This is a genomic window from Pseudomonas syringae (genome assembly GCF_000737245.1).
Lineage (GTDB): Bacteria > Pseudomonadota > Gammaproteobacteria > Pseudomonadales > Pseudomonadaceae > Aquipseudomonas > Aquipseudomonas syringae_J.
Genome location: NZ_JPQU01000038.1, coordinates 1 through 26,261 on the forward strand (window position 1 = coordinate 1; position 26,261 = coordinate 26,261).

Here is a 26,261-nt window from a genome sequence, read left to right on the forward strand (position 1 = left end):
GGAGCGGTGCTTGCCCGCGATGAACGATTACACGGTGTGCCTGATAAACCACGCCGCCTGTATCGCGGGCAAGCGCCGCTCCCACAGGGTCATGTGCCTACTTTAGGTCGCGGTACTCCCTCACATTCAGTAACATCCCCTCCTTTTTACGCTTCCCGCAGTCAGGTAGTTCATGAAACCAGCTCGTATACGCGCCGATGTTCTGGCAGGCCTCACCACCGCTTTCGCCCTCGTGCCGGAATGCATTGCCTTCGCGCTGGTGGCTCACCTCAATCCTTTAATGGGTTTGTACGGAGCATTCGTCATTTGCACCCTGACCGCGCTGTTCGGCGGTCGGCCGGGGATGATTTCCGGGGCCGCAGGGTCCATGGCCGTGGTGATCGTCGCGCTGGTGGTGCAACACGGGGTGCAGTACCTGCTGGCCACGGTGCTGTTGGGCGGTTTGCTGATGATCCTGTTTGGCGTGTTACGTCTGGGCAAGCTGGTGCGCATGGTTCCGTATTCGGTGATGCTGGGCTTCGTCAACGGACTGGCAATTGTCATTGCCATGGCGCAACTGGAGCACTTCAAGGTGGGCGATGCCTGGTTGTCCGGCAAGCCGCTGTACCTGATGCTCGGGCTGGTGGCGCTGACCATGGCGATTGTTTATCTGTTGCCGCGCCTGACCCGGGCGGTGCCGCCAGCACTGATCGCCATCCTCGGCGTCGGGCTGCTGGTCTATTTACTGGATCTGCCCACCCATACACTGGGTGACATGGCGCACATCGCCGGTGGCCTGCCGACCCTGGCGTTGCCGGATATCCCGTGGAATTTTGACACCCTGCGCATCATCGCCCCCTACGCCATCCTCATGGCGCTGGTAGGCCTGCTGGAAACCCTGCTGACCCTGAACCTGACTGACGAAATCACCGAAAGCCGAGGCAATCCAGACCGTGAATGCGTGGCGTTGGGCGTCTCCAATATGGTGTCCGGTGCCTGCGGCGGCATGGGCGGTTGCGCGATGATTGGCCAGACGGTGATCAACCTCAGCTCCGGTGGCCGAGGTCGCCTGTCCGGCGTGGTCGCGGGGCTGATGATTCTGCTGTTTGTGCTGTTCCTTTCCCCACTGATCGAAGAGATTCCGTTGGCAGCACTGGTCGGCGTGATGTTCGTGGTCGCTCAACAGACGTTCGCCTGGGCCTCGCTGCGGATTCTGCACAAAGTCCCGGTCAACGACCTGCTGGCGATCATCGCCGTCACTATCGTCACCGTACTCACTGACCTGGCGACCGCCGTCATGTTCGGCATTGTCATCGCCGCGCTCAATTTCGCTTGGCAGCATGCCCGTGAGCTGTACGCCGACAGTCATATCGAAGCGGATGGTCAAAAAATCTACACCGTACACGGCACACTATTTTTCGCCTCCACCACGCGCTTTCTGAATCAGTTCACCCCAGGGGAAGATCCGGCGCACACAACCCTGGACTGCCGCCACCTGATCTTTGTCGATTACTCGGCGGTATCGGCGCTGACCACCCTGCGCGAACGCTACAGCAAAGCGGGCAAGCATCTGCGCGTGGTACACCTGTCGGACCGCTGCAAACAGTTGCTCAAGCGTAATGATGTGCAGCACGGTTGAACTGATCTGGCAAAGACGCGACTCTGGTTGTAGCCATAACCTCCGGGGCCCGTACTATTCGCGCTACCGGATGCCTGATGGTTGGTCATCAGCGCTAAACGCGATGTGATGAATCGTTTGTCGAGAGTTGATCTCCCACGGCGATAGTTTCCGGGCTCAGAAAGACACTGAAGGACATCCAATGCTGACTATTTCACGCCTGCTGCTCATGACCTGCAGCTTCTCGTTTCCCCTCCTCGCCTCGGCGACTCAGCCAACACCGAACATCGAGGCCAAAGCCCGCGCCGCCGCCGAGCAAGTCATGCAGGAATACAAGGTTCCGGGCATGGCAATCGCGGTCACAGCCAACGGGCATCAGTTCTTTTATAACTTTGGCGTGACCTCCAGAGAGGCTCCAAAACAGGTCAGCGACGACACTCTGTTCGAGGTCGGCTCAATCAGCAAGACCCTCACCGCAACATTGGCGACCTACGCCCAGGCCAATGGCCAGCTCTCGCTCAACGATCATCCAGGCCAATACTTGCCTGCGCTTAAAGGCACGGCGTTCGACAAAGTCACACTCCTGAATCTGGCCACTCACACCGCTGGCGGCTTCCCTTTGCAGGTGCCTGATGAGGTACAGAGCAACGAACAGTTGCTGACTTATCTGAAAAACTGGCAGCCAGAATACGCCCCTGGAACTGCCCGAACTTACGCCAACCCCAGTATCGGCATGCTGGGGATGATCACTGCCAAAGCCATGAACATGCCCTTCGTTGAGGCGATGCAACAGCAGCTGTATCCGAAGCTTCGGCTGACCAACAGCTACCTGAATGTACCGGCGGATAAACTGCCGCTGTATGCACAGGGGTACGACAAAAAAGATGCGCCCGTTCGGCTGAACGGTGGCGTGCTCGGTGACGAAGCCTATGGCATGAAAACCAGCAGCAAGGACCTGATTCACTTTGTCGAAGCCAATATCAACCCTGCCAAGCTCGACACCGCCCTGGCTCGAGCGGTTGCCGACACGCAGGTGGCTTACTTCAAAGCAGGCGCCATTACGCAGGATCTGGTGTGGGAGCAATATGCCTACCCGGTGAAACTGGAGACGCTGCTGGAGGGCAATTCGGCGAAAATGGTTCTTGAAACCCATCCCGCCCAGGCGATCACTACGCCGCTGGCTGCGCAGCAAAACACCTGGATCAACAAGACCGGCTCCACCAATGGCTTCGGCGGTTATATAGCGTTCATCCCGCAGAAAAAACTGGGCATCGTCATCCTCGCCAACAAGAATTACCCGAACGAAGCGCGGGTTAAATTGGCGTATCAGATCCTCAGCGAGTTGGATTAAGGCCCAGATCCCTGTTGGAGGAAGCTTGCATGCGAAGGCAATTTCGAAGGCGCGAAGAACGTGGCGAATGTCACGCCCTCTTCGCGAGCAAGCTCGCTCCCACAGGTGTGGCTCGATATTGCCGATGTCGTGGGACCGGCTTTAGCCGGGAAGAGGCCGTTACTATCACTGATAATTGGTCGCCAGAAATACCGCCTTCCCGGCTAAAGCGGAACGCCGCCCGGCCGCTCCCACGTCGTCACATCCGATTGCGAGCAAACATAGAATCTCCCACAGACATATGACGCACACACCTCCCCACCTGAACCCCGCCTGAACACGATTGAGAATCTGATCCAAAACAAAAAAACAACTATACGCATTCAATAATGAGTATCATTATGTTACACATTGTTTCGGATGCTCCCGCGTTTCCCCGCTCCGAAGCAGATCAGATTTCCGATTTAACCCTGGTGAATCATGCTCGTTCCTTTTTTGATCATGCTGCGCGAAGGGATTGAAGCCGCGCTTATCGTTGGCATCATCGCCAGTTATTTGAAACAGACCGGTCGCGGCGAGTGGATGCCCGCTGTGTGGATCGGGGTGTTCCTCGCCGTTGCCCTGGCGCTGTTCGTCGGTGGTGGTCTGGAACTGGTCAGTGCCGAATTCCCCCAGAAGCAGCAGGAATTGTTCGAAGGCATCGTCGGACTGGTCGCCGTGGTGATCCTCAGTTCCATGGTGTTCTGGATGCGTAAGGTCTCCCGCTCGATCAAGCATGCGCTGCATGAATCTCTGGACGCCGCCCTCGCCGGTTCGAAAAACCAGACCTACGCGCTGATCGCCATGGTGTTTTTCGCCGTGGCCCGTGAAGGTCTGGAGACCGTATTCTTCCTGCTCGCCGTGTTCCAGCAGAGCGAAGGTGCCGGTGCGCCGATGGGCGCCCTGCTCGGCCTGGTCCTTGCGGTCGCCGTGGGTTTCGCCATCTACAGCGGCAGCATGCGCCTGAATCTGAGCCTGTTCTTCCGTTGGACCGGGCTGTTCATTCTGGTGGTTGCCGCCGGGATTCTCGCCAACTCGGTGCAAGCGCTGCATGAAGCCGGCGTGTGGAATCACCTGCAAGCGGTGGTCTTCGACATCAGTGCCACATTGCCGATGGACGGGCCGACCGGTTCGGTTCTGGCGGGCATGTTTGGTTATCAGGATGCGCCGACCGTCAGCACGCTGAGCGTTTACCTGATTTACCTGCTGTTCGCGCTGGCATTGTTCTTCATGCCGCACGCGGGTCAGTCCAGCCGACCGGCGCACTCGCACCCATCTTCAGCTACGAACGAATAAGGGCATCCATGTCGAATCGTCCTAACCGGCTTTCAGAGAAAGCCAAGCCTCCCCGCGCCTTGCAATTGGCGGTCGCGGGCTCCGTGGTGATCATGATCGCTGCAGGCGGGCTGTTTTATTACGCGTCCCAGACCGCCATGAAGAAGCGCGCCGCCAACAACAGCGCGGAAACCGTAGTCACCATTCACGCCCATGCCTGTGAACCCAATGCCCTGACGGTGCCGGCCGGCAAAAACGCCTTCCGCATCGTCAACCGCTCCGAGCGGGCCGTTGAATGGGAAATCCTCGACGGTGTGCTGGTGATAGAAGAACGGGAAAACATCGCGCCCGGACTGAGCCAGGTGATCAACGCCAATCTGCAACCCGGCGACTACGCCATCACCTGCGGATTACTGAGCAACCCGCGCGGCACGCTGCATGTCACGCCGACTGCAGAATCCGAAGCCAATGCCAAGGCGCGGCCGTCGATGGTGGCGTTCATTGGCCCGCTATCTGAATACCGGGTTTACCTGAGCCTGCAAGGTTCGGCACTGATCAAGGCCGTGACCGCGTTGCAACAAGCCATCGAGGCTGGCGACCTTAATGCTGCACAGGCCGCTTATGTTCCTGCCCGCGCCGCGTATCAGCGGATCGCCCCAGCTGCGCAGCGTCTGGCTGAGCTGGACAACGCCATCAACGCCCGCGCCGACTATTACGAAAAGCGTGAGCAGGATGCGGCCTTCAGCGGCTTCCATCGCATCGAGTATGGGCTGTTCGATCAGCACAGCGTCGAAAGCCTGAACCCCATCGCCCAGCGCTTGCAAACCGATGTCACGTCCCTCAAGCAACAGTTGCTGGCGCAGAACATGGCCCCCGAGCAACTGGCCGCCATTGTTGTACGCAACATGCGCAGCCTTGCGGAAATCCGCAGCAATGGCGAAGAGGAACGTTACAGCCACAACGACCTGAATGGTTTCGCCGCCAACCTGGAAGGCACTCGCAAAGTCATCGACCTGCTGCGCCCATTGTTGAGCAAGAGCTCAGGGCCGCTGCTGGAAAAAATCGATGCCGCCAGCGCCGGACTGGACACTGAGCTCAATGGCCTGAAAACCGACAGTGGCTACCGCCCCTACGATCAGGTCGATGCAGTACAACGCAAGTTGATCGCCGACAAGGCCAAGACATTGGCCGATGCGCTGGATGGGATTGATGCGGCTCTGGGTTTGTCGGGGCTTTGATGAATGATCGCGATCCTCTGAATTGAAATGCATTCCTGTGGGAGCGAGCTTGCTCGCGAAGAGGCCGTTACGTCTGTCCCGTTTTCTGTGGCCAAACAAATGCATTCGCGAGCAAGGTGGAGCGCCACCCCGGTCGCTCCCACGGGTTAATACGCACAGACTTTGAGAAAGACCAAAAGCCATGAACGATTCAGATACCAGCAACGCCCCACAATCAGCCCAGCGCCGCCGAGTACTGCTTGGCCTTGGCGCGGCCGGTGCGGCTTTGGCAGGCAGCAGCCTGAGCGGCAACGTGTTGGCCGCCGCACCAGCGCAAGTCACTGAAGCGCCGAAAAGCGAAAAGACCGAAGACCATAACGACTTCCACGGCATCCACCAGACCGGGATCGTCAACCCGCGTCCGGCGTCCGGCATGCTGGTGGCCTTCGATGTGCTGGCCGCTGACCGTGAAGATCTGGAGCGCCTGTTCCGCACCTTGAATGAACGCATCGCCTTCCTGATGACCGGCGGCAGCGTGCCTCAGGTCGATCCGAAACTGCCGCCGCTGGATTCGGGCATCCTCGGCCCGGTGGTCACCCCGGACAATCTGACCATCACCGTTTCGGTGGGCGAGTCGCTATTCGACGAGCGCTTCGGTCTGGAATCGGTGAAACCCAAGCGCCTGAGCCGCATGGTCGGCTTCCCCAATGACGCACTGGACGCCGACTGCTGCCATGGCGATCTGAGCATCCAGTTCTGCGCCAACACCGCCGACAGCAACATTCACGCCCTGCGCGACATCGTGAAAAACCTGCCGGACCTGCTGCTGGTGCGCTGGAAGCAAGAAGGCACCGTGCCGCCGCAAGCGCCGAAGAAACCTGGCCAGCCACCAGAAAGCGCGCGCAACTTCCTTGGCTTTCGTGACGGTTCGGCCAACCCTGATTCCAACAACCAGAAAACCATGAACGAACTGGTGTGGGTACAACCGGGCAGCGACGAGCCGAGTTGGGCCGCCAACGGCAGCTACCAGGCAGTGCGGATTATCCGCAACTTCGTCGAACGCTGGGACCGCACACCGCTGCAGGAACAGGAAGCCATCTTCGGCCGGGTCAAAACCACCGGCGCGCCCATGGACGGCAAGGTCGAAACCGACGTCCCGAACTACGCGGCCGACCCCCATGGCAAGAAAACCAAAATGGATTCCCACATCCGCCTGGCCAACCCGCGCACCGCTGAAAGCCAGCGCAACCTGATCCTGCGCCGCCCGTTCAATTACTCCAACGGAGTGAACAAGAACGGCCAGTTGGACATGGGCCTGCTGTTCATCTGTTACCAGTCCGATCTGGAAAAAGGCTTCATCACAGTCCAGACCCGTCTCAATGGCGAGCCGCTGGAGGAATACCTCAAGCCCATCGGCGGCGGTTACTTCTTCACCTTGCCGGGGGTGGTCAACGATCAGGATTTTATCGGTCGCTCGCTGCTCCAGGCTTCGGCCAACGCCGACACTAAAACCGTTTAACCCGCTATCAGACACCTCAACAGGAAGAGTCCCATGAAAAAGTTGCCTTTTGCTTTGCTGCTCACCGTTGGTTTGCTCCAGACCCCAGCCTTCGCCGCCACCGCGCCGCTGGATCTGGTAGGGCCGGTGTCGGATTACAAAATCTATGTGTCCGAGCAGATCAGTGAGCTGGTCAGCCACACCCAGAAATTCACCGACGCAGTGAAGAAAGGTGACCTGGCCACGGCCAAGAAACTCTACGCACCAACCCGCGTGTTCTACGAAGAAATCGAGCCGATGGCTGAGCTCTTCAGCGACCTGGACGCGTCCATCGACTCCCGCGTCGATGACCACGAAAAAGGCGTGAACGCTGAAGATTTCACCGGCTTCCACCGCCTGGAATACGCCCTGTTCGCCCAGAACAGCACCAAGGATCAGGGCCCGATTGCTGACAAGCTGATGGCTGATGTGAAAGATCTGGAAGCCCGTGTGACCGGCCTGACCTTCCCGCCTGAGAAAGTCGTCGGCGGTGCCGCTGCGCTGCTCGAAGAAGTCGCAGCCACCAAGATCTCCGGTGAAGAAGACCGTTACAGCCACACTGACCTCTACGACTTCCAGGGCAACATCGACGGCGCGAAGAAAATCGTCGACCTGTTCCGCCCGCAAATCGAGAAGTCTGACAAAGTCTTCGCCGCCAAGGTCGACAAGAACTTCGCCACCGTGGACAAGATCCTGGCCAAGTACAAAACCAAGGATGGCGGTTTCGAGACGTATGACAAAGTGAAGGAAAACGACCGTAAAGCACTGATTGGCCCGGTCAACACCCTGGCTGAAGACCTGTCCACCTTGCGTGGCAAGTTGGGTTTGAACTGAGTCCAGAAGGCAAGCGCAGTCCCCTGTAGGAGCGCGCTTGCCCGCGATGGCGTTGGTACAGCCGATAGATAAATATCGCCCGACACACCGCATCGCGGGCAAGCGCGCTCCTACGGGGCCATTGCCAACCTCAAATCCCGCTAAACCAGTTATACCCCTGGTCTTCCCAATATCCGCCGGGGTTCTCGTTGGTCACGAATATCTCGACGATGTGTTTGGGGTTCTTGAAGCCCAGTTTGGTCGGTACCCGCACCCGCAGCGGGTAACCGTAGTCAGGCGGCAAGGCGACCTCGCCGAAGTCCAGCGCCAGCAGCGTTTGCGGATGCAGCGCGGTGGGCATGTCCAAGCTTGAGTAGTAGCGGTCGGCGCACTTGAAGCCGACGAATTTCGCCGTGGTGTCGGCACCGATGCGCTCCAGGAAAGTCCGCAACGGCACCCCGCCCCACTGGCCGATGGCGCTCCAGCCTTCAATACAGATCAAGCGCGTGATGTCCGAACGCTGAGGCAGTTTGCGTAGCCCTTCCAGTGTCCACTCCTGCTTGTCCCGCACCAGCCCTGAAACCCCCAGACGGTAATCGGACAGATCCACCTCCGGCACGTTGTACTCGGGGTAAAACGCATTGAACGGGAACGGATTGGTCAGCTGCGCCTTGCTGTACACCGGCGCGAGTTTCTGGCCGCTGAACAACCAGGCCTGCACTCGGTCATTCCAGCGCGACATGGCCCACAGTGCCTTGTCGACCTGATCGCCGTCCTGCAGGTTGCAGCCTGTCAGCATCGACATCGCCCCCACGGTCAGACCGGCGCGCAGGAAGGAACGGCGCTGAATATTGATCAATTGAGTTTGCTGTGCCGGTTCCAGGCGGATGCGCTGTTCGCGGCGCTGATCCCGGTTAGAGAGTGGCTTATTCATGAGCATCTTCAAGCGTGCGCTTGCCCCCGGTAATCATGGGTAACAGTGTGCGCGGCACAATCAGAACCAGCGCCAGGTGCACCACGACGAACGCGCCAATGGCGGCCATCGCGGAAAAGTGCACATAGCGGGCAGTGTCATAGCCGCCCAACAGACTGGCCAGCTCCTGAAACTGCACCGGCTTCCAGATGGCCAGGCCGGACAGTACGATCAGCACGCCCATCAGCAACACCAGCCAGTACATCAACCGCTGCACCGAGTTGTAGCGCCCGTGCTCATGGGCCAGTCGAAAACGCAAAGCGTCCACCACGTCGCGTTTCACGGCGCTGACATGCACAGGCAGCAGATCGCGCTTGAAATGGCGGCTGAACACGCCATACAGCACGTAGGCCAGGCCGTTGATCACCAGCAGCCACATCACCGCAAAATGCCAAGCGATGGAGCCACCGAGCCAACCGCCCAGCGTGAGTTGTTTGGGAAAGGTGAAGCCGAACAGCGGCGACGCGTTATAGATCGCCCAGCCGCTCATAAACATGCCGACCATGCCGGCGGCGTTGAGCCAGTGGGTCAGGCGCACGGGCCAGGGGTGGATGGTGCGGGTTTTCATAGGGCTCTCCTGTGATCGCCAGTCAGGCGCCACCTGTCAGACCTGATTGCATGAACAGACGCCTTCGCGAGCAAGCTCGCTCCCACAGATCTACGCTAAACCTGTGGGAGCGAGCTTGCTCGCGAATGGCCTCACACGTTTACATCGGCGGAGTAAAACCATCCTTGCCGACAGCTACACCGCGAGCCGATTTGCCGTCGTCGGCCGGGAACAGGACGATCTTCGCACCCGCTTTCAGCTCGTCGCGTTTGCCGGGTTCAACGTAGGCAATCGGCACATCCTGCGGAACGACCAGTTGCTTCTCGCCGCCTTTGTACAACACGGTCAGCGTCCGGCCGTTGGCCTTGGACAGTTTGCCCACCGTACCGTTAGTCATGGTGCCAGTGGTGCCGTCGGCATTTTCCCAGCCGTAGTGACCTTCGCCGCTGCCTTTGAGGCTGGCTTCAAATACAGTCACTTCCAGGGCTTTCAAGCTGCCATCGGCTTGTGGAATTGCGGCGGAACCGACAAAGCTGTCCGCTTTGATCGAATCCAGATCGGCCTTGGAGACCAGTCGAATACCGGTTTTGTCAGTCAGCATGATGCTCTGGTGCTGACCGCTGCGGGTGGTGTAGTTCAAGGTGTCGGCCTGAACGCTGTCGACCGTGCCGCGCATCGGTTTGACCACTGGCATGTCGGCAGCCTGAGTCATGACAGCGGCGCTGAGCAGCAACAGGCCGAACGTGGTGGACAATGCAGTCTTCATGAGTGATTCCTTGGCAGGTGAATTCGTAATCATATTCACCCCGTTACCGGCACTGGACCATGACCGGCGAATGACATCTTTGTCATAAACGCCGCCACTGCATTGGGGTGCCCTGATCAGTAAAGCCCTTAATGACAAAGATGTAACCGACACCGCACAAGCACTTGGTTAAACTTGGCCCACTCCGCACTTTTGCCACCCTGCCGGCGTACCGCGCCCGAGCTTAACGATGCATATCCTGCTGATCGAAGACGACACCAAGACCGGCGAGTACCTGAAAAAGGGCCTCGGCGAATCCGGCTACAAGGTCGACTGGACCCAGCACGGCACCGATGGCCTGCACTTGGCCCTGGAAAACCGCTACGACCTGATCGTCCTGGATGTGATGCTGCCCGGTATCGATGGCTGGCAGATCATTGAAGTGCTGCGCGCCAGACAGGATGTGCCGGTGCTGTTCCTGACCGCCCGGGATCAATTGCAGGACCGGATTCGCGGCCTGGAACTGGGGGCTGACGACTATCTGGTCAAGCCGTTCTCCTTCACCGAGCTGTTACTGCGCATCCGCACGATTCTGCGCCGGGGAGTGGTTCGCGAGGCCGACCACTTCCATCTGGCCGACCTGGAGCTGGATCTGCTGCGCCGCCGGGTGACTCGCCAGCAACAGGTCATTGTGTTGACCAACAAGGAGTTTGCCCTGCTGCATCTGTTGTTGCGCCGGGAGGGCGATGTGCTGTCCCGAGCGCAGATCGCTTCGGAGGTCTGGGATATGAATTTCGACAGCGACACCAACGTCGTCGATGTCGCCATCAAACGCTTGCGCAGCAAAATCGACCTGCCCTACCCGGTCAAACTCATCCATACCGTGCGCGGCATCGGCTACGTCTGCGAGGTGCGGCCATGCGCGCCCGACACTCCCTGACACTGCGCTCGACCCTGGCTTTCGCTCTGGTGGCCATGTTTACCGTGGCGGGCGCGGGCTGGTATCTGTACGAGTCGATGAAAAGCTCGGTGATGCAGCGCACTGATCATGCAGTACTGGCGCGCCTCGATCACTTTCGCAAACTCCTCAGCTACGACCTGACCCTCGAGCATCTCAAGGGCAGCCCGCAACTGTTCGAGAACATGCTCGACAGCGAAGAAGACATCTTCATCATCGGCGAGCCGGGCAAGACGCCGGTGATTTCGGTCAATCCATCACGCGCACCGCTGCCGGAAACGCCCACCGTGGCGGCGGATGCCACGTTACGTGACGCCGACCTGCGCAGCGGCATGAGTCTGCAAGGCGTGCCGCTGCGGGTGGCCTCGGTGCTGGCGGTATCCGGGGGTGTTGAGGTGCGCTTGCAGGCCGCGCACGTGATGGTCAAGGAAATGGCTATGCTGGCCAGCTTCCGTCAGCGCATCTATTTCGCGGTGGCCCTGGCATTCATCGTCACCGCCCTGCTCGGCTATGCCTTGCTAAGACGTGGCTTGCGCCCTTTGCTGCGCATGACTGACCACGCCGCCAACATCACGCCGGCCCGTTTGCATATCCGCCTCGACAGCGACGATGCACCGATTGAATTGCAGCCACTGGGCAATGCCCTGAACGCCATGCTGGAGCGACTGGATGATGGCTATCGGCGCCTGACGCAGTTTTCCGCTGACCTGGCCCACGAGATCCGCACGCCTGTGGGCTCGTTGATGGGCCACTGTCAGGTTGCACTGCGCCAAACTCGCAGCGCCGATGAATACCAGGCGTTGCTGGCGTCGAATCTGGAAGAACTGGAGCGCATCTCACGGCTGGTGGAAAGCATCCTGTTTCTGGCCCGTGCCGATGAAGCCCAGGCGGCGCTGGAACGTCAGCCGCTGTGTTTACAGGACGAGTTGCAGCGAGTGGCCGGTTATTTCGAAGGGCCGGCTGAAGAGCGTCAATTGAGCATCAGCACCTCGGGCGACGGGACGTTGAAGGCCGACCCGATTCTATTGCGGCGAGCGTTGAGCAATCTGGTGGCCAACGCCATTCGTTATGCCGACGAAGCCAGCGAGATTCAGGTGCGGGTCAATCAGCGGGATGGTGAGTGGCGGGTGGACGTGGAAAACCATGGCCAACCGCTGGATGAGTCAGCCCTGGGCAAACTGTTTGACCGTTTCTACCGGGGCGACGCGTCACGCCACCAAAGCTCTGACTCCAATGGCCTGGGCCTGGCCATCGTCGCGGCAATCATGCATTTGCACAATGGCCGGGTGAGCGTCGCGCAGCCGGTGGCGGGGACGATCTGCTTTACCCTGGCGTTCCCGGTTTGACCATTGCACCAATGGCATGGGGACGCCGCGCTGTATCGCAACAGACACGATCCCTGTAGGAGCGCGCTTGCCCGCGATAGCGTCAGGTCAGAGCAAATTTTTTTCGCTGATTCAACGCATCGCGGGCAAGCGCGCTCCTACAGATATATTGCGCGCCCGCCTGTGAAGAAACCGCCCGATCACGCTTTTTTATCGTGATTAATCGTCAGCTTGTAGAACGTCGCAGCCCCGCCTTCGGTGGCATACCCGGTGTTGTCCTGGGTATAAACCCCCGCTTTGAAGTACAGCAATTTGTCTTTCCAGCCTGCATCCAGCTTGGCGTTCCACACATAATCCGCCGCGTTGACTGACAGGTTGCCCGCCGGCGTGAGGTGGATGCTGTAGCTGAAACGCGTATTCAACGGCACGCCCTGAGCGATCATGATCACTTCGATTTCAGCATCCGGCCCGCGGCGAAACTTGGCGACAATGTTGCCAGTCTGCAGTTTTTCCTTGAATTGATACTCCACTTTCAACAGCGGCTCCTGGCTCTTGAAGGCGTGGATTTGGCCAATCACGATCTTGCCGGTGGACGGCACCTGGTTGACCACCAGTGAGGCGCGCAGGAAATTGTCGGCCTGGGAGTAGGTCCAGTTGTTGACGCTGCCGTCGGCCTTGGTCTCGCGCAACTCCGTTCGCGGATAGATCGCGTTTTCCGTTCGCGAACCGGTCACCGGCGCCCAGAAGAACAGGGTATTACCGGAACGAAAATAACCATCCTGATAACCACCCACCAGTTTGGGGGTATCGACGATGATGGCTGGTGTGCCTACAGGAACGGACAGATTCCACATGGCGAGATCGATCATTGCATGCTCACAAGGTGCGACGAGCGCACCGACAAAGGTGTCTAGAACGGGCGTTGGCGCCGCCTGTTTGCTTCGTCTGGCATATCGGCTGACTCGATTTTTTGATGAAGGACCCGCAGCATGACCCAAGCGCCAATAAACCATCGGCGCGGGGCCAAAGCCACTATTTAGACATCACTAGAACCGGCTGACTGAAAACGGCTGCGCCTGTGCAACCGTTAAAAAACAGGGCGCAGGAAAAATTTGTTGACGTCATTTTTTTGGAGAGACTGTCGATCTGTTCTCGTTTTTACCATCCAAAGCCTGATTTTTTACCGACCAGCGGTACGAATTATTTTTCACAACTCGGCACTTTTTTTAAAAAAGGCTGTCCCTGACGCTTCCAACTATCTCAACAACGAACACTTCCCCTTAACGCACCCGTTTAGCGTTTACGGGTTGACTGTAAGACTTTGTTACAGGATTATAGTTAGCAAGCTAATTATATCGTTACGAACAATATCAACCTCGCCCATCCCTAAACGGTCTTTTCATGTCTCTTGATTCCCTGCAGATGAGTATCAGCAGTGGCATGGTCGCTGCTTCCCGCCAATGGCGACGCATCTGCCAGACCACGCTGCTGCACTTCGGCGTGTCCGAAGCCTGTGCCGCTCCGCTACTGATGATCCTGCGTCTGGGCGACGGCGTGAATCAGGTCACCGTGGCTCACGCTGCTGGCATGGAAAGCCCGACCCTGGTGCGACTGCTCGATCAACTGTGCAACGCCGACATCGTCTGCCGCACGGAAGACCCTACTGACCGTCGCGCCAAATCCTTGAGCCTTACGAAAAAAGGTCGTGCCGTGGCGCTGGCCATCGAAGATGAGTTACTGCGTTTGCGTCGGGAGGTACTCAAGGGCGTAGCGAAGGAAGACCTCGAAGCCACCCTGCGGGTGTTCAGCGCGTTCGCCAACGCCGCCAACCAAGACAACCTGGGGGCGATTTGAAAGATTTTTTTGCCGGCGTCCCCCCCGCACGCGATTGGTTTTATGGGGTACGTACTTTCGGCGCGTCGATGCTGGCGTTGTACATCGCACTACTGATGGAAATGCCGCGCCCGTACTGGGCGATGGCCACCGTGTACATCGTCTCCAGCCCGTTTGTCGGCCCGACCAGTTCCAAGGCGCTGTACCGTGCGTTCGGCACACTGACCGGCGCAGCCGCGTCGGTTTTTATCGTGCCGATGTTCGTCCAGACGCCGTTTCTGCTGGCAGTGGTCATCGCCCTCTGGACCGGCACCCTGCTGTTCTTGTCCCTGCATCTGCGCACCGCCAACAGCTATGCCCTGATGCTCGCCGGTTACACCATGCCGCTGATTTCCTTTCCGGTAGTGGATAACCCCCAGGCAGTGTTTGAAATCGCGGTATCGCGGACTGAAGAAATCTTCCTCGGCATCGTCTGCGCCGCGGTGGTCGGCAGCATGTTCTGGCCGCGCCGCCTGGCCCCGGTCATGCAGGGCGCTGCGGCTCAATGGTTCAGCGATGCGTCGGCTTACAGCAGTCAGTTTCTGGCCCGCACAGTATCGGCCGAGGAGGTTCGCGCCCTGCGGGTCTCGATGGCAGCCACCTTCAACACCCTCGAACCGATGATTGGCCAGTTGCCCCACGAAGGCGCCCGAAACCAGACCGTACGCAACGCCAAAGAACTGCGCGGCAGAATGATCCATTTATTGCCGGTAATCGACGCGCTGGATGATGCCTTGTGGGCACTGGAACGGCGCTCAGCGCAATCGATTGCCGACATCACGCCGCTGCTGATGGAAATCCGAAACTGGCTGGACAACACCGCCAGCGGACTGCAAACCGAACAGTGGCGAGCCCTGCATCGTCACCTTGAACGTCTGGAGCCGAGGCCGGAGCAGCTTGATGATCGCCAGCAGCTATTGCTGTCCAACGCGCTGTATCGCCTGAGGGAATGGATTGATCTGTGGCAGGACTGCCGCTCCCTGCAACACGCGATCAAGACTGACGATCAATCCCCTTGGCGGGCGGTCTATCGCCACTGGCGGCTGGCGAAGATCAAGCCGTTTCTGGATCGCGGCCTGATGCTCTATTCGGTCATGACTTCAGTGCTGGCGATCATCGTCGCGTCGGTGCTCTGGATTCTGCTGGGCTGGACCGATGGCGCTGCTGCGGTGGCGCTGGCGGCGGTGTCGTGCAGTTTCTTCGCGGCCATGGACGACCCGGCCCCGCAAATCTATCGGTTCTTTTTCTGGACCATGCTTTCGGTGCTGTTCGCCAGCCTTTATCTGTTCGTGGTGCTACCCAACCTGCACGACTTCCCGATGCTGGTGCTGGCCTTCGCGGTGCCATTCATTTGTGTTGGCACCCTGACCTTACAGCCGCGTTTCTATCTCGGCACCCTGCTGACCATCGTCAACACCTCGTCCTTCATCAGCATCCAGAGTGCCTACGACGCCGACTTCCTGAACTTCATCAACTCCAACCTGGCCGGTCCCGTGGGCCTGCTGTTCGCGTTTGTCTGGACGCTGATCATGCGTCCGTTCGGCGTTGAACTGGCATCGAAACGCCTGACCCGCTTTGGCTGGCGCGACATCGTCGCCCTGACCAAACCCGCCACGCTGGTTGAGCGCCGGGCCATGGGCGTGAAGATGCTCGATCGCCTCATGCAGCATTTGCCGCGTCTGGCAGCCACCGCGCAAGACACCGGCGTGGCCGTGCGTGAATTGCGAGTTGCCCTGAATTTGCTGGACACCCTGGCATGGCTGCCGAGGGCGCATGCGTCGCAACAACTGCTGTTGCGCCAGGTGATCGATGAGGTGGGCGGTCATTTTCAGGCCTGCCTCAAGGCCGGGCGCCGCCTGCCAGCGCCCAACGCCATCCTGATGACCATGGACCGTGCGCGACGCGCCTTTAATGCCGAGTCGCAGATTGACGACGAGGTCCGCATCCATTTGCTGCACGCCTTGAGTGGTCTGCGTCTGGCACTGCTGCCCGGCGTGGAAATCGTCAACGCGACAGCCATCGAAACCGAATCTCATCCCCCCTACGGCCTCGACGGAGCGTCTCTATGATTGGCGATCTGGACATCAGCGGGGTCTTCGTGCCCACTTTTCTGGCGCTGATGGGCATTACCTACGTGTTGTTTCTGGGCGTCCACGCGGTGTTATCGCGGGCCCACTTTTATCGTCTGGTCTGGCACCGGGCATTGTTCAATACAGGTCTATACGCTTTGCTGCTCGGCGCCGTGGATACTCTCAGTCGATACCTGATGAAATGAAAAAACCTCTGCTTACCCTGGGCCGCGTGGTCCTGACTCTGCTGGTTGTGACCTTCGCCGCCATCGTCGTGTGGCGCATGGTCATGTATTACATGTACGCACCGTGGACCCGCGACGGGCACATCCGCGCCGACGTCATCCAGATTGCCCCGGACGTTTCCGGGCTGATTCAGAAGGTCGAAGTGCGCGATAACCAACTGGTCAGCAAAGGCCAGGTACTGTTCACCATCGATCAAGACCGTTTCCGTCTCGCCCTGCGTCAGGCTCAGGCGACCGTGGCCGAACGTCAGGAAAGCTGGGAACAGGCGCGCCGCGAGAACAAACGCAACCGCAGCCTGGGCAACCTGGTGGCTCGCGAGCAACTGGAAGAAAGCCAGTCCCGGGAGGCCCGTGCCCTCTCCGCCCTGAACGAATCGCAAGTGGCGGTAGATGCCGCGCAACTGAACCTCGACCGCTCGGTGATCCGCAGCCCGGTGGACGGCTACCTCAACGACCGTGCGCCCCGTGATCGCGAATTCGTTACGGCGGGCCGTCCAATCCTGTCGGTGGTCGACGGCGCATCGTTCCACATCGACGGTTATTTTGAAGAAACCAAGCTTGATGGCATCCACATTGGCCAAAGCGTGGACATCCGGGTCATCGGCGACAACGCACGGTTGCGCGGGCACGTGGTGAGCATCGTCGCCGGCATCGAAGACCGCGACCGCAGCAGCGGCTCGAACCTGCTGCCCAATGTCAATCCGGCGTTCAGCTGGGTGCGCCTGGCACAACGGATCCCGGTACGTATCGCCTTTGATGACGTCCCGGCCAATTTCCGCATGATCGCCGGGCGCACCGCCACCGTATCGATCATGGAGGATGCCCAGGCATCCAGCTTGCAGGAGTCCGGTAAATGACACACCTCACGCGCCTGTCGGCAACGGTCGGGCTTGGCTTGCTGTTGTCGGCGTGTCAGATGGTTGGCCCGGACTACAAACTGCCCAAGGACGCGGCGATCAATCGCCCGGACCTGCAGGGCGAACTCGCCGGGAAATCGGTCAATACCGTGTCCGCGCCAGTGCCCGCCGATTGGTGGCGGTTGTACCAGGACCCGCGCCTGGACCAACTGGTGCAACAGGCCATGGCATCCAATACCGACCTGCGTATCGCCGCCGCCAACCTGCAGCGCGCCCGCTACCAGACCGCCGAAGCCCAGGCAGCGGGCGGTTTCACCACCAGCGCCAAGGCCGGAGCGCAGCGCTTGCAGGAGTCCGGCGAAGCCTTCTTGCTGACTGAAAAAGTACCGGTCGCTAATGTCGGTGATGTGGGCATTTCGACGTCGTATCAGTTCGACCTGTTCGGCACCTTGCAACGCGGTATCGAAGCCTCGAACGCCAACGTTGAGGCCGCCCAGGCCGCTGCCGATACCGCGCGGATTACGCTGGTCGCCGATGTGGTCCGGGCTTACACGCAAATCTGCTCGGCTAATGAAGAACATGACATCGCCATGCAATCCCTGAACCTGCAAAAGCAGGGCGTGACCCTGGTACAACGCCTGCGCGATGCCGGGCGCGGTGATGAAACCCAGGTGACCCGCTCGGAGACTCAGTTCAAATCCCTGAGCGCCGAACTGCCCCGCTTCGAGGCACTGCGCCAGACCGGACTGTTCCGCCTGTCGATGCTGCTGGCCAAGCCGCTGGATCAATTACCAGCGGGTGTCAGAACCTGTAATGAACTGCCGCACATCGCGCAGGTGATGCCGGTGGGTGACGGCGCAGCCTTGCTCAAACGCCGCCCGGACGTGCGCCAGGCCGAGCGTCGATTGGCTGCCGCAACGGCGGAGATTGGCGTGGCCACCGGCGAGCTGTACCCGGACATCAGCATCGGTGCGACCGTGGGCACAGTGGGTCTGTTGGAAAACCTCGGCAAACCTTCAGCCAACCGCTGGGGCTTCGGACCGCTGATCAGCTGGACCGTGCCGTCCAACGGTTCGCGGGCGCGTATTCATCAAGCTGAAGCGACGACCCAAGGGGCGCTGGCCCGGTTCGATGGCGTGGTGCTCAATGCCATCCGCGAGACCCAGACCAGCCTTGCGCAATACACCGCCCTGCTGCAACGCCGCGACGCTTTGACTGACGCGGCGCAGTCGGCTGAACAGGCGGCTGACCAGACTCACCGGTTCTTCCAGGCCGGTCGAGCTTCGTTTCTGGCTGACTTGCAGGCCACACGGACGTATACCGATGTGCGTGGGCAATTGGCGACGGCCAATACCCAGGTGGCGATGGGGCAGATTGATTTGTTTCTGGCGTTGGGTGGGGGGTGGGAGGGGAAATAGCGGTTTTTAGGCGTGCATATCCGTTATTTCTGGGTGTTGGGATTATGGTTGTGCCCTTACGGAGCCTCACTTTTGAACAGCCGGGATGCCGGCCCAGTCAAAAATAAGCAAACGCTCTTGCCCCACCACTCGGCACCTCGCCCGGGATCGGTGCTCGATGTGCCCGTAATCCGGCATTAAACCGGGGGGCCGCCGCAAAGGACCATCCCTGGCCCAGTGCGGCTAAACCGGCGTCCTGCCGATTCAACATCGAATTCCGCCCAGCGTGGTTTAACGGGGCACCCAAAATCAAAATCAAAATCAAAAGCAAAACGAGACGGCCTGATAACCGACCTGTTTTTCTGTGTGCGCCTGTCGCGCTGTAGCCGTTGTTTGCGCCTTCGCCTTCGCGAATCAATCCGCTTCCACGAGCTCGGGGATCTGTGAGAGCCGAGCTTGCTCACGATACCGATAGCCAAGCACCCAATAAAAAACCCCACATCTCACGATGCAGGGTTTTTTGTTACCACCAATCTAAACCATCAAACCGCGACAGCCTGCCCACTCATGGCCAGATCCAGCAGCTCACGGTTGGCTACCGCGTACATCGCGTAGTCCGTCCCACTGGCTGCACGGATGTCGACCAGCATGGCACGCCAGCGGTCGACCATGGCGCCGTGCTGTTCAAGCCACAGGTTCAGCCGCTCCTCGATATCTGCCGGGCCATCGGCCATTTGCAGAACCGAAATGGTAATCGCCCGTTGCTGCCAGTCGATGTCGTCACGGAACGCTTCACGGGCCAGAGCTTGCCAGTTGTTTTCCACCGGCAGACTGCTGATCTGTTGCAGGTACCAGGTCACATCCAGCGCACTGCCCACAGCGAAGTAAGCCTTGGCCACGTCGGCAGCGTTCTGCCCGGTGACGTCAGACGCCTCGATGATCGGCAGCAAGGTGTACAGGTGGCTGGTGCCAGCAACCATTCGTGCCAGCAACTCCGGCACGCCAGCTTCGACATACGCCTGATAGCGGGTCTGCCAGACTTCCCGGGTCGGGCCTTCCAGCAACTCGTCGAGCTTCAGCCCCAAAGCGGCGATGTGCGGGCCGAAGTGGCCGACGTCGCGACCGGCATCCAGCTCATTGCGACGGCTGCGCAGGAACCAGCGCGTGGCGCGACGGCCCAGACGCATCAGTTCGTCCATCAAGGCCAGCTGAATGTCGGCCGGAACCTTGTAGTCCAGTGCCTCGATCTGACGGAACCAGTGCGGCAGATGGAAGATGTCCCGCACGATCACGTAAGCACCGGCCACGTTGGCCGCGCTCATGCCGGTGGACTCTTTGAGTCGCTGCACGAACGTGATGCCCATGTGGTTGACCAGATCGTTGGAGATCTGGGTGCTGACGATTTCACGCTTCAAGCGGTGCTGACGCATGGCGTTGGAGAACTTGGCCCCCAATGACGGCGGGAATGCAGTCTCCATGTCCCGAGCCAGATAATCATCATCCGGTACACGAGAATCCAGCAGCGCTTCGTTAAGGTCGATCTTGCTGTAGGAAATCAACACCGACAGCTCTGGACGCGTCAGGCCCTGACCGGCAGCCACGCGCTCGTTGATCTGCTCTTCAGCAGGCAGGAACTCGATAGCGCGGTCCAGTTTGCCCCGCGCTTCCAGATCAGCCATGAGGCGTTTGTATTCGGCAATCCGCTCGTAGGCACGACGGGCCGCCATGGACAGCGCCTGGGTCTGTTTGTAGTTGTTGCCCAACACCAGATTGCCAACTTCGTCGGTCATGCTTTCCAGCAGCTGGTTACGCTGCTTCTCGGTCATGTCACCAGCCTGCACCACTTCGTTGAGCAGGATCTTGATGTTGACCTCGTGGTCGGAGCAGTCGACGCCAGCGGCGTTGTCGATGAAGTCAGTGTTGGAGCCGCCACCGTTGAGGCCGAACTCCACGCGACCCAGCTGGGTCATGCCCAGGTTGCCGCCCTCGCCCACTACTTTGCAGCGCAGTTCGTCACCATTGACCCGCAGTGCGTCGTTGGCCTTGTCGCCGACATCGGCGTGGCTTTCTTCGCTGGATTTCACGTAGGTGCCAATACCGCCGTTCCACAACAGATCCACCGGTGCCTTGAGCAGCGCGTTGAGCAGTTCGGTCGGGGTCAGCTTGTCAGCCTTGATGTCGAAGCGTTCTTTCATCTGCGGCGTGATGGCGATGCTTTTCGCGCTGCGCGGGAAGATACCGCCACCGGCTGACATGATGCTGGTGTCGTAATCCATCCAGGACGAACGTGGCAGGTCGTACAGGCGCTGACGCTCGACGAAACTGCTGGCTGGCTCCGGGTTCGGATCGATAAAGATGTGCAGGTGGTTGAAGGCTGCGACCAGCTGCAGTTTGTCAGACATCAACAAGCCATTGCCGAATACGTCACCAGCCATGTCACCAATGCCGATCACGCTGATGCTGTCCTGCTGAACGTTGATACCGCGCTCACGGAAGTGACGCTGCACACCGACCCAGGCGCCCTTGGCGGTAATGCCCATCTTCTTGTGGTCATAACCGGCCGAGCCGCCCGAGGCGAACGCATCGCCCAGCCAGAAGCCGTAATCAATGGCGATGCCGTTGGCGATGTCGGAAAAAGTCGCGGTGCCTTTGTCGGCGGCGACCACCAGGTACGGGTCATCGTCGTCATGACGCACGACGTTGGCTGGCGGTACCAGGCCGCCCTCCTTCAGGTTGTCAGTGATGTCCAGCAGACCCGAAATGAAGATGCGATAGCAGGCGATACCTTCAGCCTGAATATCATCCCGGCTACCACCCAACGGCAGACGACGCGGCAGAAAACCACCTTTGGCTCCCACCGGCACGATCACCGAGTTCTTCACGTGCTGGGCCTTCACCAGGCCGAGCACTTCAGTACGGAAGTCTTCTTCACGATCCGACCAGCGCAACCCGCCACGGGCCACGTTGCCGAAGCGCAGGTGCACGCCTTCAACCCGCGGCGAGTAGACGAAGATTTCGAACTTCGGCACCGGCTTTGGCAGCTCGGGGATCAGTCGCGGGTTGAACTTGAAGCTGAAGTAGCTCTTGCTCTGGCCGTTGGCATCGGGTTGGTAGAAGTTGGTGCGCTGGGTGGCTTTGATCAGGTCCAGGTAGCGACGCAGGATGCGGTCTTCGTTGAGCACCTGAACATCGTCCAGGGCTGAAAGAATCGCCTGCTCCAGACGCAGTTGTTTATCGTCCAGGTCTTCGGTGGTGAGTTTGCGTGCCAGATAGAAACGGGTCTTGAACAGCCGGGTCAGCTCACGGGCGATGTCCGTGTGGTTGTTCAGAGTGCTGGCGATATAACCCAGATCGAAGCCCAGGCGGATCTGTTTCAGGTAACGGGCATAAGCGCGCAGCAACGCCACGTCGCGCCACGGCAGACCGGCGGTCAGCACCAGACGGTTGAACGCATCGTTTTCGGCGTCACCACGCACGATGTGGACAAAGGCGTCCTGCAAGGTGTCGTTGAGTTGCTGGATATCGATTTCCAGACCTTCGGCGGCGGTAAAGGCGAAGTCATGGATCCAGAACTCGCGGCCATTGGTATGACGCAGGCGATACGGAAACTCACCCAGCACTCGCAGGCCAAGGTTTTCCAGAATCGGCAACACGTCGGACAGGGCCAGCGGTGTATCGGCGTGATACAGCTTGCAGTGCAACTGCGCCTTGTCGCCGGACAGCGGCTGATAAAAACTCATCACCAGCGGACTGGCTTCGTTCAGGCTCAACAGGTGCTGCATGTCGACTACAGCAGAGTGAGCGGCGAAACGCTCGCGGTAACCAGCCGGGAAGCCTTTCGGGAAATCGGCCAGCACGTTGGTGCCATGGGCTTCGCCGAAACTTTCGACGATCAGGCTCGAATAGTCATCCTTCCACGAACGGCAGGCCTGAATGACTTCGTTTTCCAGCTGCACAGGGTCGATATTCAGATTGACCTTTGGATCAACCCGCAGAATCAATTGCACACGGGCCAGCACGGACTCCGAGAAGAACGTCCAGAATTCGCAGTCGCTGGCCTTGAGGCGCTCCATCAACACTTGCTGGATTTTCTGCCGCACTTCAGTGGAATAGATGTCCCGTGGCACGTAAGCCAGGCAGTAGCAGAAGCGCCCGTACGGGTCCTTGCGCAGGAACACGCGGATCTTGTTGCGCTCCTGAATCTGCACGATGGACATCACCGTGTTGAACAGCTCATCCACCGGAGTCTGGAACAGATCATCGCGGGGCAGCACTTCCACCACCTGCGCCAGTTCCTTGCCCAGGTGCGCCTTGGGATGGAAGCCCGAGCGATGCTCGATTTCCGCAACCTTGCGGCGGATATAAGGGATTTCCCGCACGCTCTCGCCATACACCGACGAGGTGTACAGGCCCATGAAGCGGCATTCCTTGATGACTTTGCCGGATGCATCGATCTGACGGATCGACACATAGTCCGGATAAGCCGGACGATGCACGCGACTCGGATGGGCGGCCTTGGCAAACGACAGCAGCATCGGCTCTTGCAGGTAATTCACTGCATAGCCTTCGATGTGCAGATCTTCCTTGGTCAGGCCTGCACGCAGACGCTTGGTCAAGCCCAGGAAGGACGACTCGTCATACACCAGCTGACCGCCATCGGCCTCGCTGCTGACTTCAAACTCTTCGTAGCCCAGGAAGGTGAAATGGTTATCCACCAGCCATTGCAGGAAAGCCTTGATTTCGGACTTCTCGTCCTCATCCACGCCGTACTGCACCGTATCGATACCCGCCAGCAACTCGTGGAGTCGGGCTTTCATCGGTTCGAAATCTTCCACCGCCACCCGCACTTCGCCCAGTACCTGCTCCAGCTCCCGGGCCAGTACGTTCAGCTCGCTGGCGTTGGCACAGCGGTCGATTTCCAGGTACATCAGCGATTCTTGCAGAATACCTTCGCCAGTCGTGCCCTTTGGCAACAACTCCAGCAGCTCACCCTTGCTACCACGCCGGACGCTCAGGACCGTGGTTTGCAAGGTATGAATGCTGTAACCGCGACGGTTCAGTTCGGTCCGCACAGAGTCCACCAGAAATGGCAGATCGTGATGCAGCACTTCGACGGCAGTGTGTGTCGATTGCCAGCCATGACGTTCGTAATCGGGGTTGTAGACACGTACCTGAGGGGTGTCGTGTTCAAAACGCTCAAGCAGACGCCAGGCCGACAAGGTGCAGCCAGCCAGATCAGACAACCGACGCTGGGTCAGTTCATCGAGGGAAATGATGCCGAAGAATTGCTCAGCGAACAGCGCCACTTGTGGCAGTGCCTGTTCACTGATGTGCTGCGCCAGTGCCGATTGCAGTTGATGCTGAAAATCGGACTTGCTGGCTGCGGTGAAGAACGCCATCTGAGGTACTCCGCTTGTGCTTTTTTAGAAGGAAGCTTGAAGGAAGTGTTGCTTGCACATGCTGTGCCTGGATAAAACGGGCAGTGGCACAGCTTAGGCCAAAGAACTAACGCTTGCCGTGAACGACTCGTCACATTCAATTTTCCCAAACCGGCTTATGAACGTCCTTTTTGAAGACAGGACATTCGCGCGACCGTTCATCTGCCCCCCCAGCTTAACGACAGCCAGCCCGCCGATACTTGCAGCGCTGCGACATATTCGGTCAATTGCATGCGGCAATCACCCGAGCAAAGCCCGCCCAAGGCTGGCAAAATCCCCATTGCCCGTTTTTGTCCAGCCAGGAACTCTCATGCAAATCAAAACTGCAAGCTTCATCGTCAACCCATGCGATGACGAATATGACGACATGGCCCTGCTCTGCTGTCATGGAGAGACCGGCGATCTGTTCTCCCTGACCCGCTTTCCGGATGAGCAGGAAATCGAAATCACCGTGCGCGATGACAAGGTGCACACAGTGTCGCAGCTTAAAGTGACCTTCAGTGCCGAACGGCTGCTGATCGAACTCGATCCCGCGGACGGCCAACAGCTTGATGGCCATTCCCAATACGAAATCCTGCACGGCACGGCGGGGGATGAGCTGAAGGACGTGGAAGAGACCCTGGTGATTATTCTTGAGGGTGTAGGCACTTACGTTAGCGAGATTGGATGAGTCGGTAGCCTACAACCTGATTACCCGTGGGAGCGAGCTTGCTCGCGGAGAGGCCGGGGCATCCGAATATATTACTGGCGGGAGGAACATTGCCTTCGCGAGCAAGCTCGCTCCTACAGGTGATATTCCGGTAGGAGCGCACGAGCAGCGCGAGGCCGCGATAGCGATTTACCTGACACACCGCCATCGCGGCCTCGCGCTGCTCGTGGGCTCCTCCAAGAACGGTATTAACTTGATCCTGTAGGACAATTCCTAATCCTTTGTAGCGTAATGCTCAAAACCCCATAAAAAACCCCACAGCCGTTAGTCGGCACCCCCCTCCATGGATTAAAGTAACGCCCCCAGCTTTCGTGTCGCGTGACACCGCTGATCACTCCTGCCAGGAACAGTCACCGATGGAACATCGTGAAGCGCTCATAGCGCTGCGAACATTTCTTTCCACGCAGATTCTCGGCCAGGAAAAACTGATCGAACGCCTTCTGATCGCCCTGCTTGCCGACGGCCATATGCTGGTCGAGGGGGCTCCCGGTCTGGCCAAGACCAAGGCGATCAAAGAACTGGCCGAAGGCATCGAAGCGCAGTTCCATCGCATTCAGTTCACTCCCGACCTGCTGCCTGCCGACATCACAGGTACTGAGATTTATCGTCCGGAAACCGGCAGCTTCGTCTTTCAACAGGGGCCGATCTTCCACAACCTGGTGCTGGCTGACGAAATCAACCGTGCGCCTGCCAAGGTGCAGTCGGCGCTGCTGGAGGCCATGGCCGAACGTCAGGTCAGCGTCGGGCGCAGCACTTACGATTTATCTCCACTGTTCCTGGTGATGGCGACTCAAAACCCTATCGAGCAGGAAGGCACCTACCCGTTGCCGGAAGCCCAGCTCGACCGTTTTCTGATGCATGTGAAGATCGGTTTCCCTGACGCCTCGGTGGAGCGCAAGATTCTTGCCCAGGCCCGCGGCGAAGCCTTGAACGGCGAAACCAAGCCAGAACGCCGGGTCAGCCAGCAGGCAATCTTTGCCGCGCGCAAGGAAATCCTCGGTCTGTACATGGCCGACGCCGTTGAGGAATACCTGGTTCAACTGGTCATGGCGACCCGCACGCCGGCCAAGTTCGATCCGGAAATGGCCGAATGGATCTCCTACGGCGCCAGCCCCCGGGGCTCCATCGCCCTGGATCGCTGCGCCCGGGCCCATGCCTGGCTCGCCGGGCGTGATTTCGTCAGTCCCGAAGACATTCAAGCGGTGCTGTTCGACGTACTGCGGCACCGGATCATTCTGTCCTTCGAAGCGGAAGCCGCCGGTATCGATCAGGATCGGGTGATCCAGCGCATTCTCGACGTCGTGGCTGTCGCGTGAAG

The 26,261-nt window shown here is 59.2% G+C and carries 20 protein-coding genes; 15 read left to right on the top strand and 5 right to left on the bottom strand.

Annotated elements, in window-relative coordinates; genetic code table 11:
* Positions 1–172: 172 nt before the first annotated feature.
* From IV01_RS11585 to efeO (IV01_RS11560), 6 genes are all read left to right on the top strand, one after another.
* Positions 173–1,618 (top strand): SulP family inorganic anion transporter, encoded by a 1,446-nt coding sequence (locus IV01_RS11585; RefSeq protein ID WP_032628943.1) that lies wholly within the window; start codon positions 173–175, stop codon positions 1,616–1,618.
* Between the two features lie 181 nt (positions 1,619–1,799).
* Positions 1,800–2,948: a class C beta-lactamase gene (gene ampC / locus IV01_RS11580; RefSeq protein ID WP_050507637.1), complete on the top strand. Its 1,149-nt coding sequence runs from the start codon at positions 1,800–1,802 to the stop codon at positions 2,946–2,948.
* Positions 2,949–3,407: 459 nt separating this feature from the next.
* Complete coding sequence (efeU, locus tag IV01_RS11575; RefSeq protein ID WP_032628945.1) at positions 3,408–4,262, top strand: iron uptake transporter permease EfeU; 855 nt, start codon at positions 3,408–3,410, stop codon at positions 4,260–4,262.
* A gap of 8 nt (positions 4,263–4,270) precedes the next feature.
* A complete protein-coding gene (efeO, locus tag IV01_RS11570; RefSeq protein ID WP_032628946.1) occupies positions 4,271–5,479 on the top strand; it encodes an iron uptake system protein EfeO in 1,209 nt (402 codons plus the stop codon).
* Between the two features lie 181 nt (positions 5,480–5,660).
* Positions 5,661–6,977, top strand: a complete 1,317-nt coding sequence (gene efeB / locus IV01_RS11565; RefSeq protein ID WP_032628947.1) for an iron uptake transporter deferrochelatase/peroxidase subunit — start codon at positions 5,661–5,663, stop codon at positions 6,975–6,977.
* Between the two features lie 33 nt (positions 6,978–7,010).
* On the top strand, positions 7,011–7,829 hold the full coding sequence (gene efeO / locus IV01_RS11560) for an iron uptake system protein EfeO (protein WP_032628948.1): 819 nt from the start codon (positions 7,011–7,013) through the stop codon (positions 7,827–7,829).
* 130 nt (positions 7,830–7,959) lie between these two features.
* Here efeO (IV01_RS11560) and IV01_RS11555 read toward each other — a convergent pair whose 3' ends face one another.
* The 3 genes from IV01_RS11555 to IV01_RS11545 form a co-directional block, all read right to left on the bottom strand.
* Entirely contained in the window at positions 7,960–8,742 is a 783-nt protein-coding gene (locus tag IV01_RS11555) for a molybdopterin-dependent oxidoreductase (RefSeq protein WP_032628951.1), read from the bottom strand.
* Entirely contained in the window at positions 8,735–9,349 is a 615-nt protein-coding gene (locus IV01_RS11550; protein WP_032628953.1) for a cytochrome b/b6 domain-containing protein, read from the bottom strand. Before IV01_RS11550 ends, IV01_RS11555 begins: the two co-directional genes overlap by 8 nt.
* Positions 9,350–9,488: 139 nt before the next feature.
* A complete protein-coding gene (locus IV01_RS11545; protein WP_032628954.1) occupies positions 9,489–10,094 on the bottom strand; it encodes a hypothetical protein in 606 nt (201 codons plus the stop codon).
* A gap of 229 nt (positions 10,095–10,323) precedes the next feature.
* Here IV01_RS11545 and IV01_RS11540 point away from each other — a divergent pair, with 229 nt between their 5' ends.
* Both IV01_RS11540 and IV01_RS11535 read left to right on the top strand, forming a co-directional pair.
* Positions 10,324–11,013: a heavy metal response regulator transcription factor gene (locus IV01_RS11540; RefSeq protein WP_032628956.1), complete on the top strand. Its 690-nt coding sequence runs from the start codon at positions 10,324–10,326 to the stop codon at positions 11,011–11,013.
* A complete protein-coding gene (locus IV01_RS11535) occupies positions 10,992–12,377 on the top strand; it encodes a heavy metal sensor histidine kinase (protein ID WP_032628957.1) in 1,386 nt (461 codons plus the stop codon). Before IV01_RS11540 ends, IV01_RS11535 begins: the two co-directional genes overlap by 22 nt.
* Positions 12,378–12,556: 179 nt before the next feature.
* On the opposite strand, the gene IV01_RS11530 is transcribed toward IV01_RS11535, so the two are convergent.
* Complete coding sequence (locus IV01_RS11530) at positions 12,557–13,225, bottom strand: polysaccharide lyase family 7 protein (RefSeq protein ID WP_032628958.1); 669 nt, start codon at positions 13,223–13,225, stop codon at positions 12,557–12,559.
* 532 nt (positions 13,226–13,757) lie between these two features.
* On the opposite strand from IV01_RS11530, the gene IV01_RS11525 reads away from it, so the two are divergent.
* The 5 genes from IV01_RS11525 to IV01_RS11505 are packed head-to-tail and all read left to right on the top strand — an operon-like array spanning position 13,758 to position 18,817.
* Positions 13,758–14,210, top strand: a complete 453-nt coding sequence (locus tag IV01_RS11525; RefSeq protein ID WP_032628959.1) for a MarR family winged helix-turn-helix transcriptional regulator — start codon at positions 13,758–13,760, stop codon at positions 14,208–14,210.
* On the top strand, positions 14,207–16,297 hold the full coding sequence (locus tag IV01_RS11520; protein ID WP_032628960.1) for an FUSC family protein: 2,091 nt from the start codon (positions 14,207–14,209) through the stop codon (positions 16,295–16,297). The genes IV01_RS11525 and IV01_RS11520 overlap by 4 nt, the downstream gene beginning before the upstream one ends.
* Entirely contained in the window at positions 16,294–16,503 is a 210-nt protein-coding gene (locus IV01_RS11515) for a DUF1656 domain-containing protein (protein WP_032628961.1), read from the top strand. The genes IV01_RS11520 and IV01_RS11515 overlap by 4 nt, the downstream gene beginning before the upstream one ends.
* Positions 16,500–17,399: an HlyD family secretion protein gene (locus tag IV01_RS11510; RefSeq protein WP_032628963.1), complete on the top strand. Its 900-nt coding sequence runs from the start codon at positions 16,500–16,502 to the stop codon at positions 17,397–17,399. The genes IV01_RS11515 and IV01_RS11510 overlap by 4 nt, the downstream gene beginning before the upstream one ends.
* Complete coding sequence (locus IV01_RS11505; RefSeq protein WP_032628964.1) at positions 17,396–18,817, top strand: efflux transporter outer membrane subunit; 1,422 nt, start codon at positions 17,396–17,398, stop codon at positions 18,815–18,817. The genes IV01_RS11510 and IV01_RS11505 overlap by 4 nt, the downstream gene beginning before the upstream one ends.
* A 521-nt stretch (positions 18,818–19,338) precedes the next feature.
* Here IV01_RS11505 and IV01_RS11500 read toward each other — a convergent pair.
* Positions 19,339–24,195, bottom strand: coding sequence for an NAD-glutamate dehydrogenase (locus IV01_RS11500; RefSeq protein ID WP_032628965.1), 4,857 nt, complete (start codon positions 24,193–24,195; stop codon positions 19,339–19,341).
* A 349-nt stretch (positions 24,196–24,544) separates the two neighbouring features.
* On the opposite strand from IV01_RS11500, the gene IV01_RS11495 reads away from it, so the two are divergent.
* Positions 24,545–24,904: a hypothetical protein gene (locus tag IV01_RS11495; protein WP_032628967.1), complete on the top strand. Its 360-nt coding sequence runs from the start codon at positions 24,545–24,547 to the stop codon at positions 24,902–24,904.
* Positions 24,905–25,299: 395 nt separating this feature from the next.
* Positions 25,300–26,259: an AAA family ATPase gene (locus IV01_RS11485; protein ID WP_032628971.1), complete on the top strand. Its 960-nt coding sequence runs from the start codon at positions 25,300–25,302 to the stop codon at positions 26,257–26,259.
* The last annotated feature ends 2 nt before the right edge of the window (positions 26,260–26,261 follow it).

What these genes read in the sequence shown, in the direction of transcription:
- IV01_RS11555 (WP_032628951.1), bottom strand. Translation starts at nt 8,742, where the DNA reads ATGAATAAGCCACTCTCTAACCGGGATCAGCGCCGCGAACAGCGCATC.
- IV01_RS11550 (WP_032628953.1), bottom strand. Translation starts at nt 9,349, where the DNA reads ATGAAAACCCGCACCATCCACCCCTGGCCCGTGCGCCTGACCCACTGG.
- efeO (WP_032628946.1), top strand. Translation starts at nt 4,271, where the DNA reads ATGTCGAATCGTCCTAACCGGCTTTCAGAGAAAGCCAAGCCTCCCCGC.
- IV01_RS11505 (WP_032628964.1), top strand. Translation starts at nt 17,396, where the DNA reads ATGACACACCTCACGCGCCTGTCGGCAACGGTCGGGCTTGGCTTGCTG.
- IV01_RS11510 (WP_032628963.1), top strand. Translation starts at nt 16,500, where the DNA reads ATGAAAAAACCTCTGCTTACCCTGGGCCGCGTGGTCCTGACTCTGCTG.
- IV01_RS11585 (WP_032628943.1), top strand. Translation starts at nt 173, where the DNA reads ATGAAACCAGCTCGTATACGCGCCGATGTTCTGGCAGGCCTCACCACC.
- efeU (WP_032628945.1), top strand. Translation starts at nt 3,408, where the DNA reads ATGCTCGTTCCTTTTTTGATCATGCTGCGCGAAGGGATTGAAGCCGCG.
- efeB (WP_032628947.1), top strand. Translation starts at nt 5,661, where the DNA reads ATGAACGATTCAGATACCAGCAACGCCCCACAATCAGCCCAGCGCCGC.
- IV01_RS11500 (WP_032628965.1), bottom strand. Translation starts at nt 24,195, where the DNA reads ATGGCGTTCTTCACCGCAGCCAGCAAGTCCGATTTTCAGCATCAACTG.
- ampC (WP_050507637.1), top strand. Translation starts at nt 1,800, where the DNA reads ATGCTGACTATTTCACGCCTGCTGCTCATGACCTGCAGCTTCTCGTTT.
- IV01_RS11485 (WP_032628971.1), top strand. Translation starts at nt 25,300, where the DNA reads ATGGAACATCGTGAAGCGCTCATAGCGCTGCGAACATTTCTTTCCACG.
- efeO (WP_032628948.1), top strand. Translation starts at nt 7,011, where the DNA reads ATGAAAAAGTTGCCTTTTGCTTTGCTGCTCACCGTTGGTTTGCTCCAG.
- IV01_RS11515 (WP_032628961.1), top strand. Translation starts at nt 16,294, where the DNA reads ATGATTGGCGATCTGGACATCAGCGGGGTCTTCGTGCCCACTTTTCTG.
- IV01_RS11525 (WP_032628959.1), top strand. Translation starts at nt 13,758, where the DNA reads ATGTCTCTTGATTCCCTGCAGATGAGTATCAGCAGTGGCATGGTCGCT.
- IV01_RS11495 (WP_032628967.1), top strand. Translation starts at nt 24,545, where the DNA reads ATGCAAATCAAAACTGCAAGCTTCATCGTCAACCCATGCGATGACGAA.
- IV01_RS11535 (WP_032628957.1), top strand. Translation starts at nt 10,992, where the DNA reads ATGCGCGCCCGACACTCCCTGACACTGCGCTCGACCCTGGCTTTCGCT.
- IV01_RS11530 (WP_032628958.1), bottom strand. Translation starts at nt 13,225, where the DNA reads ATGATCGATCTCGCCATGTGGAATCTGTCCGTTCCTGTAGGCACACCA.
- IV01_RS11545 (WP_032628954.1), bottom strand. Translation starts at nt 10,094, where the DNA reads ATGAAGACTGCATTGTCCACCACGTTCGGCCTGTTGCTGCTCAGCGCC.
- IV01_RS11540 (WP_032628956.1), top strand. Translation starts at nt 10,324, where the DNA reads ATGCATATCCTGCTGATCGAAGACGACACCAAGACCGGCGAGTACCTG.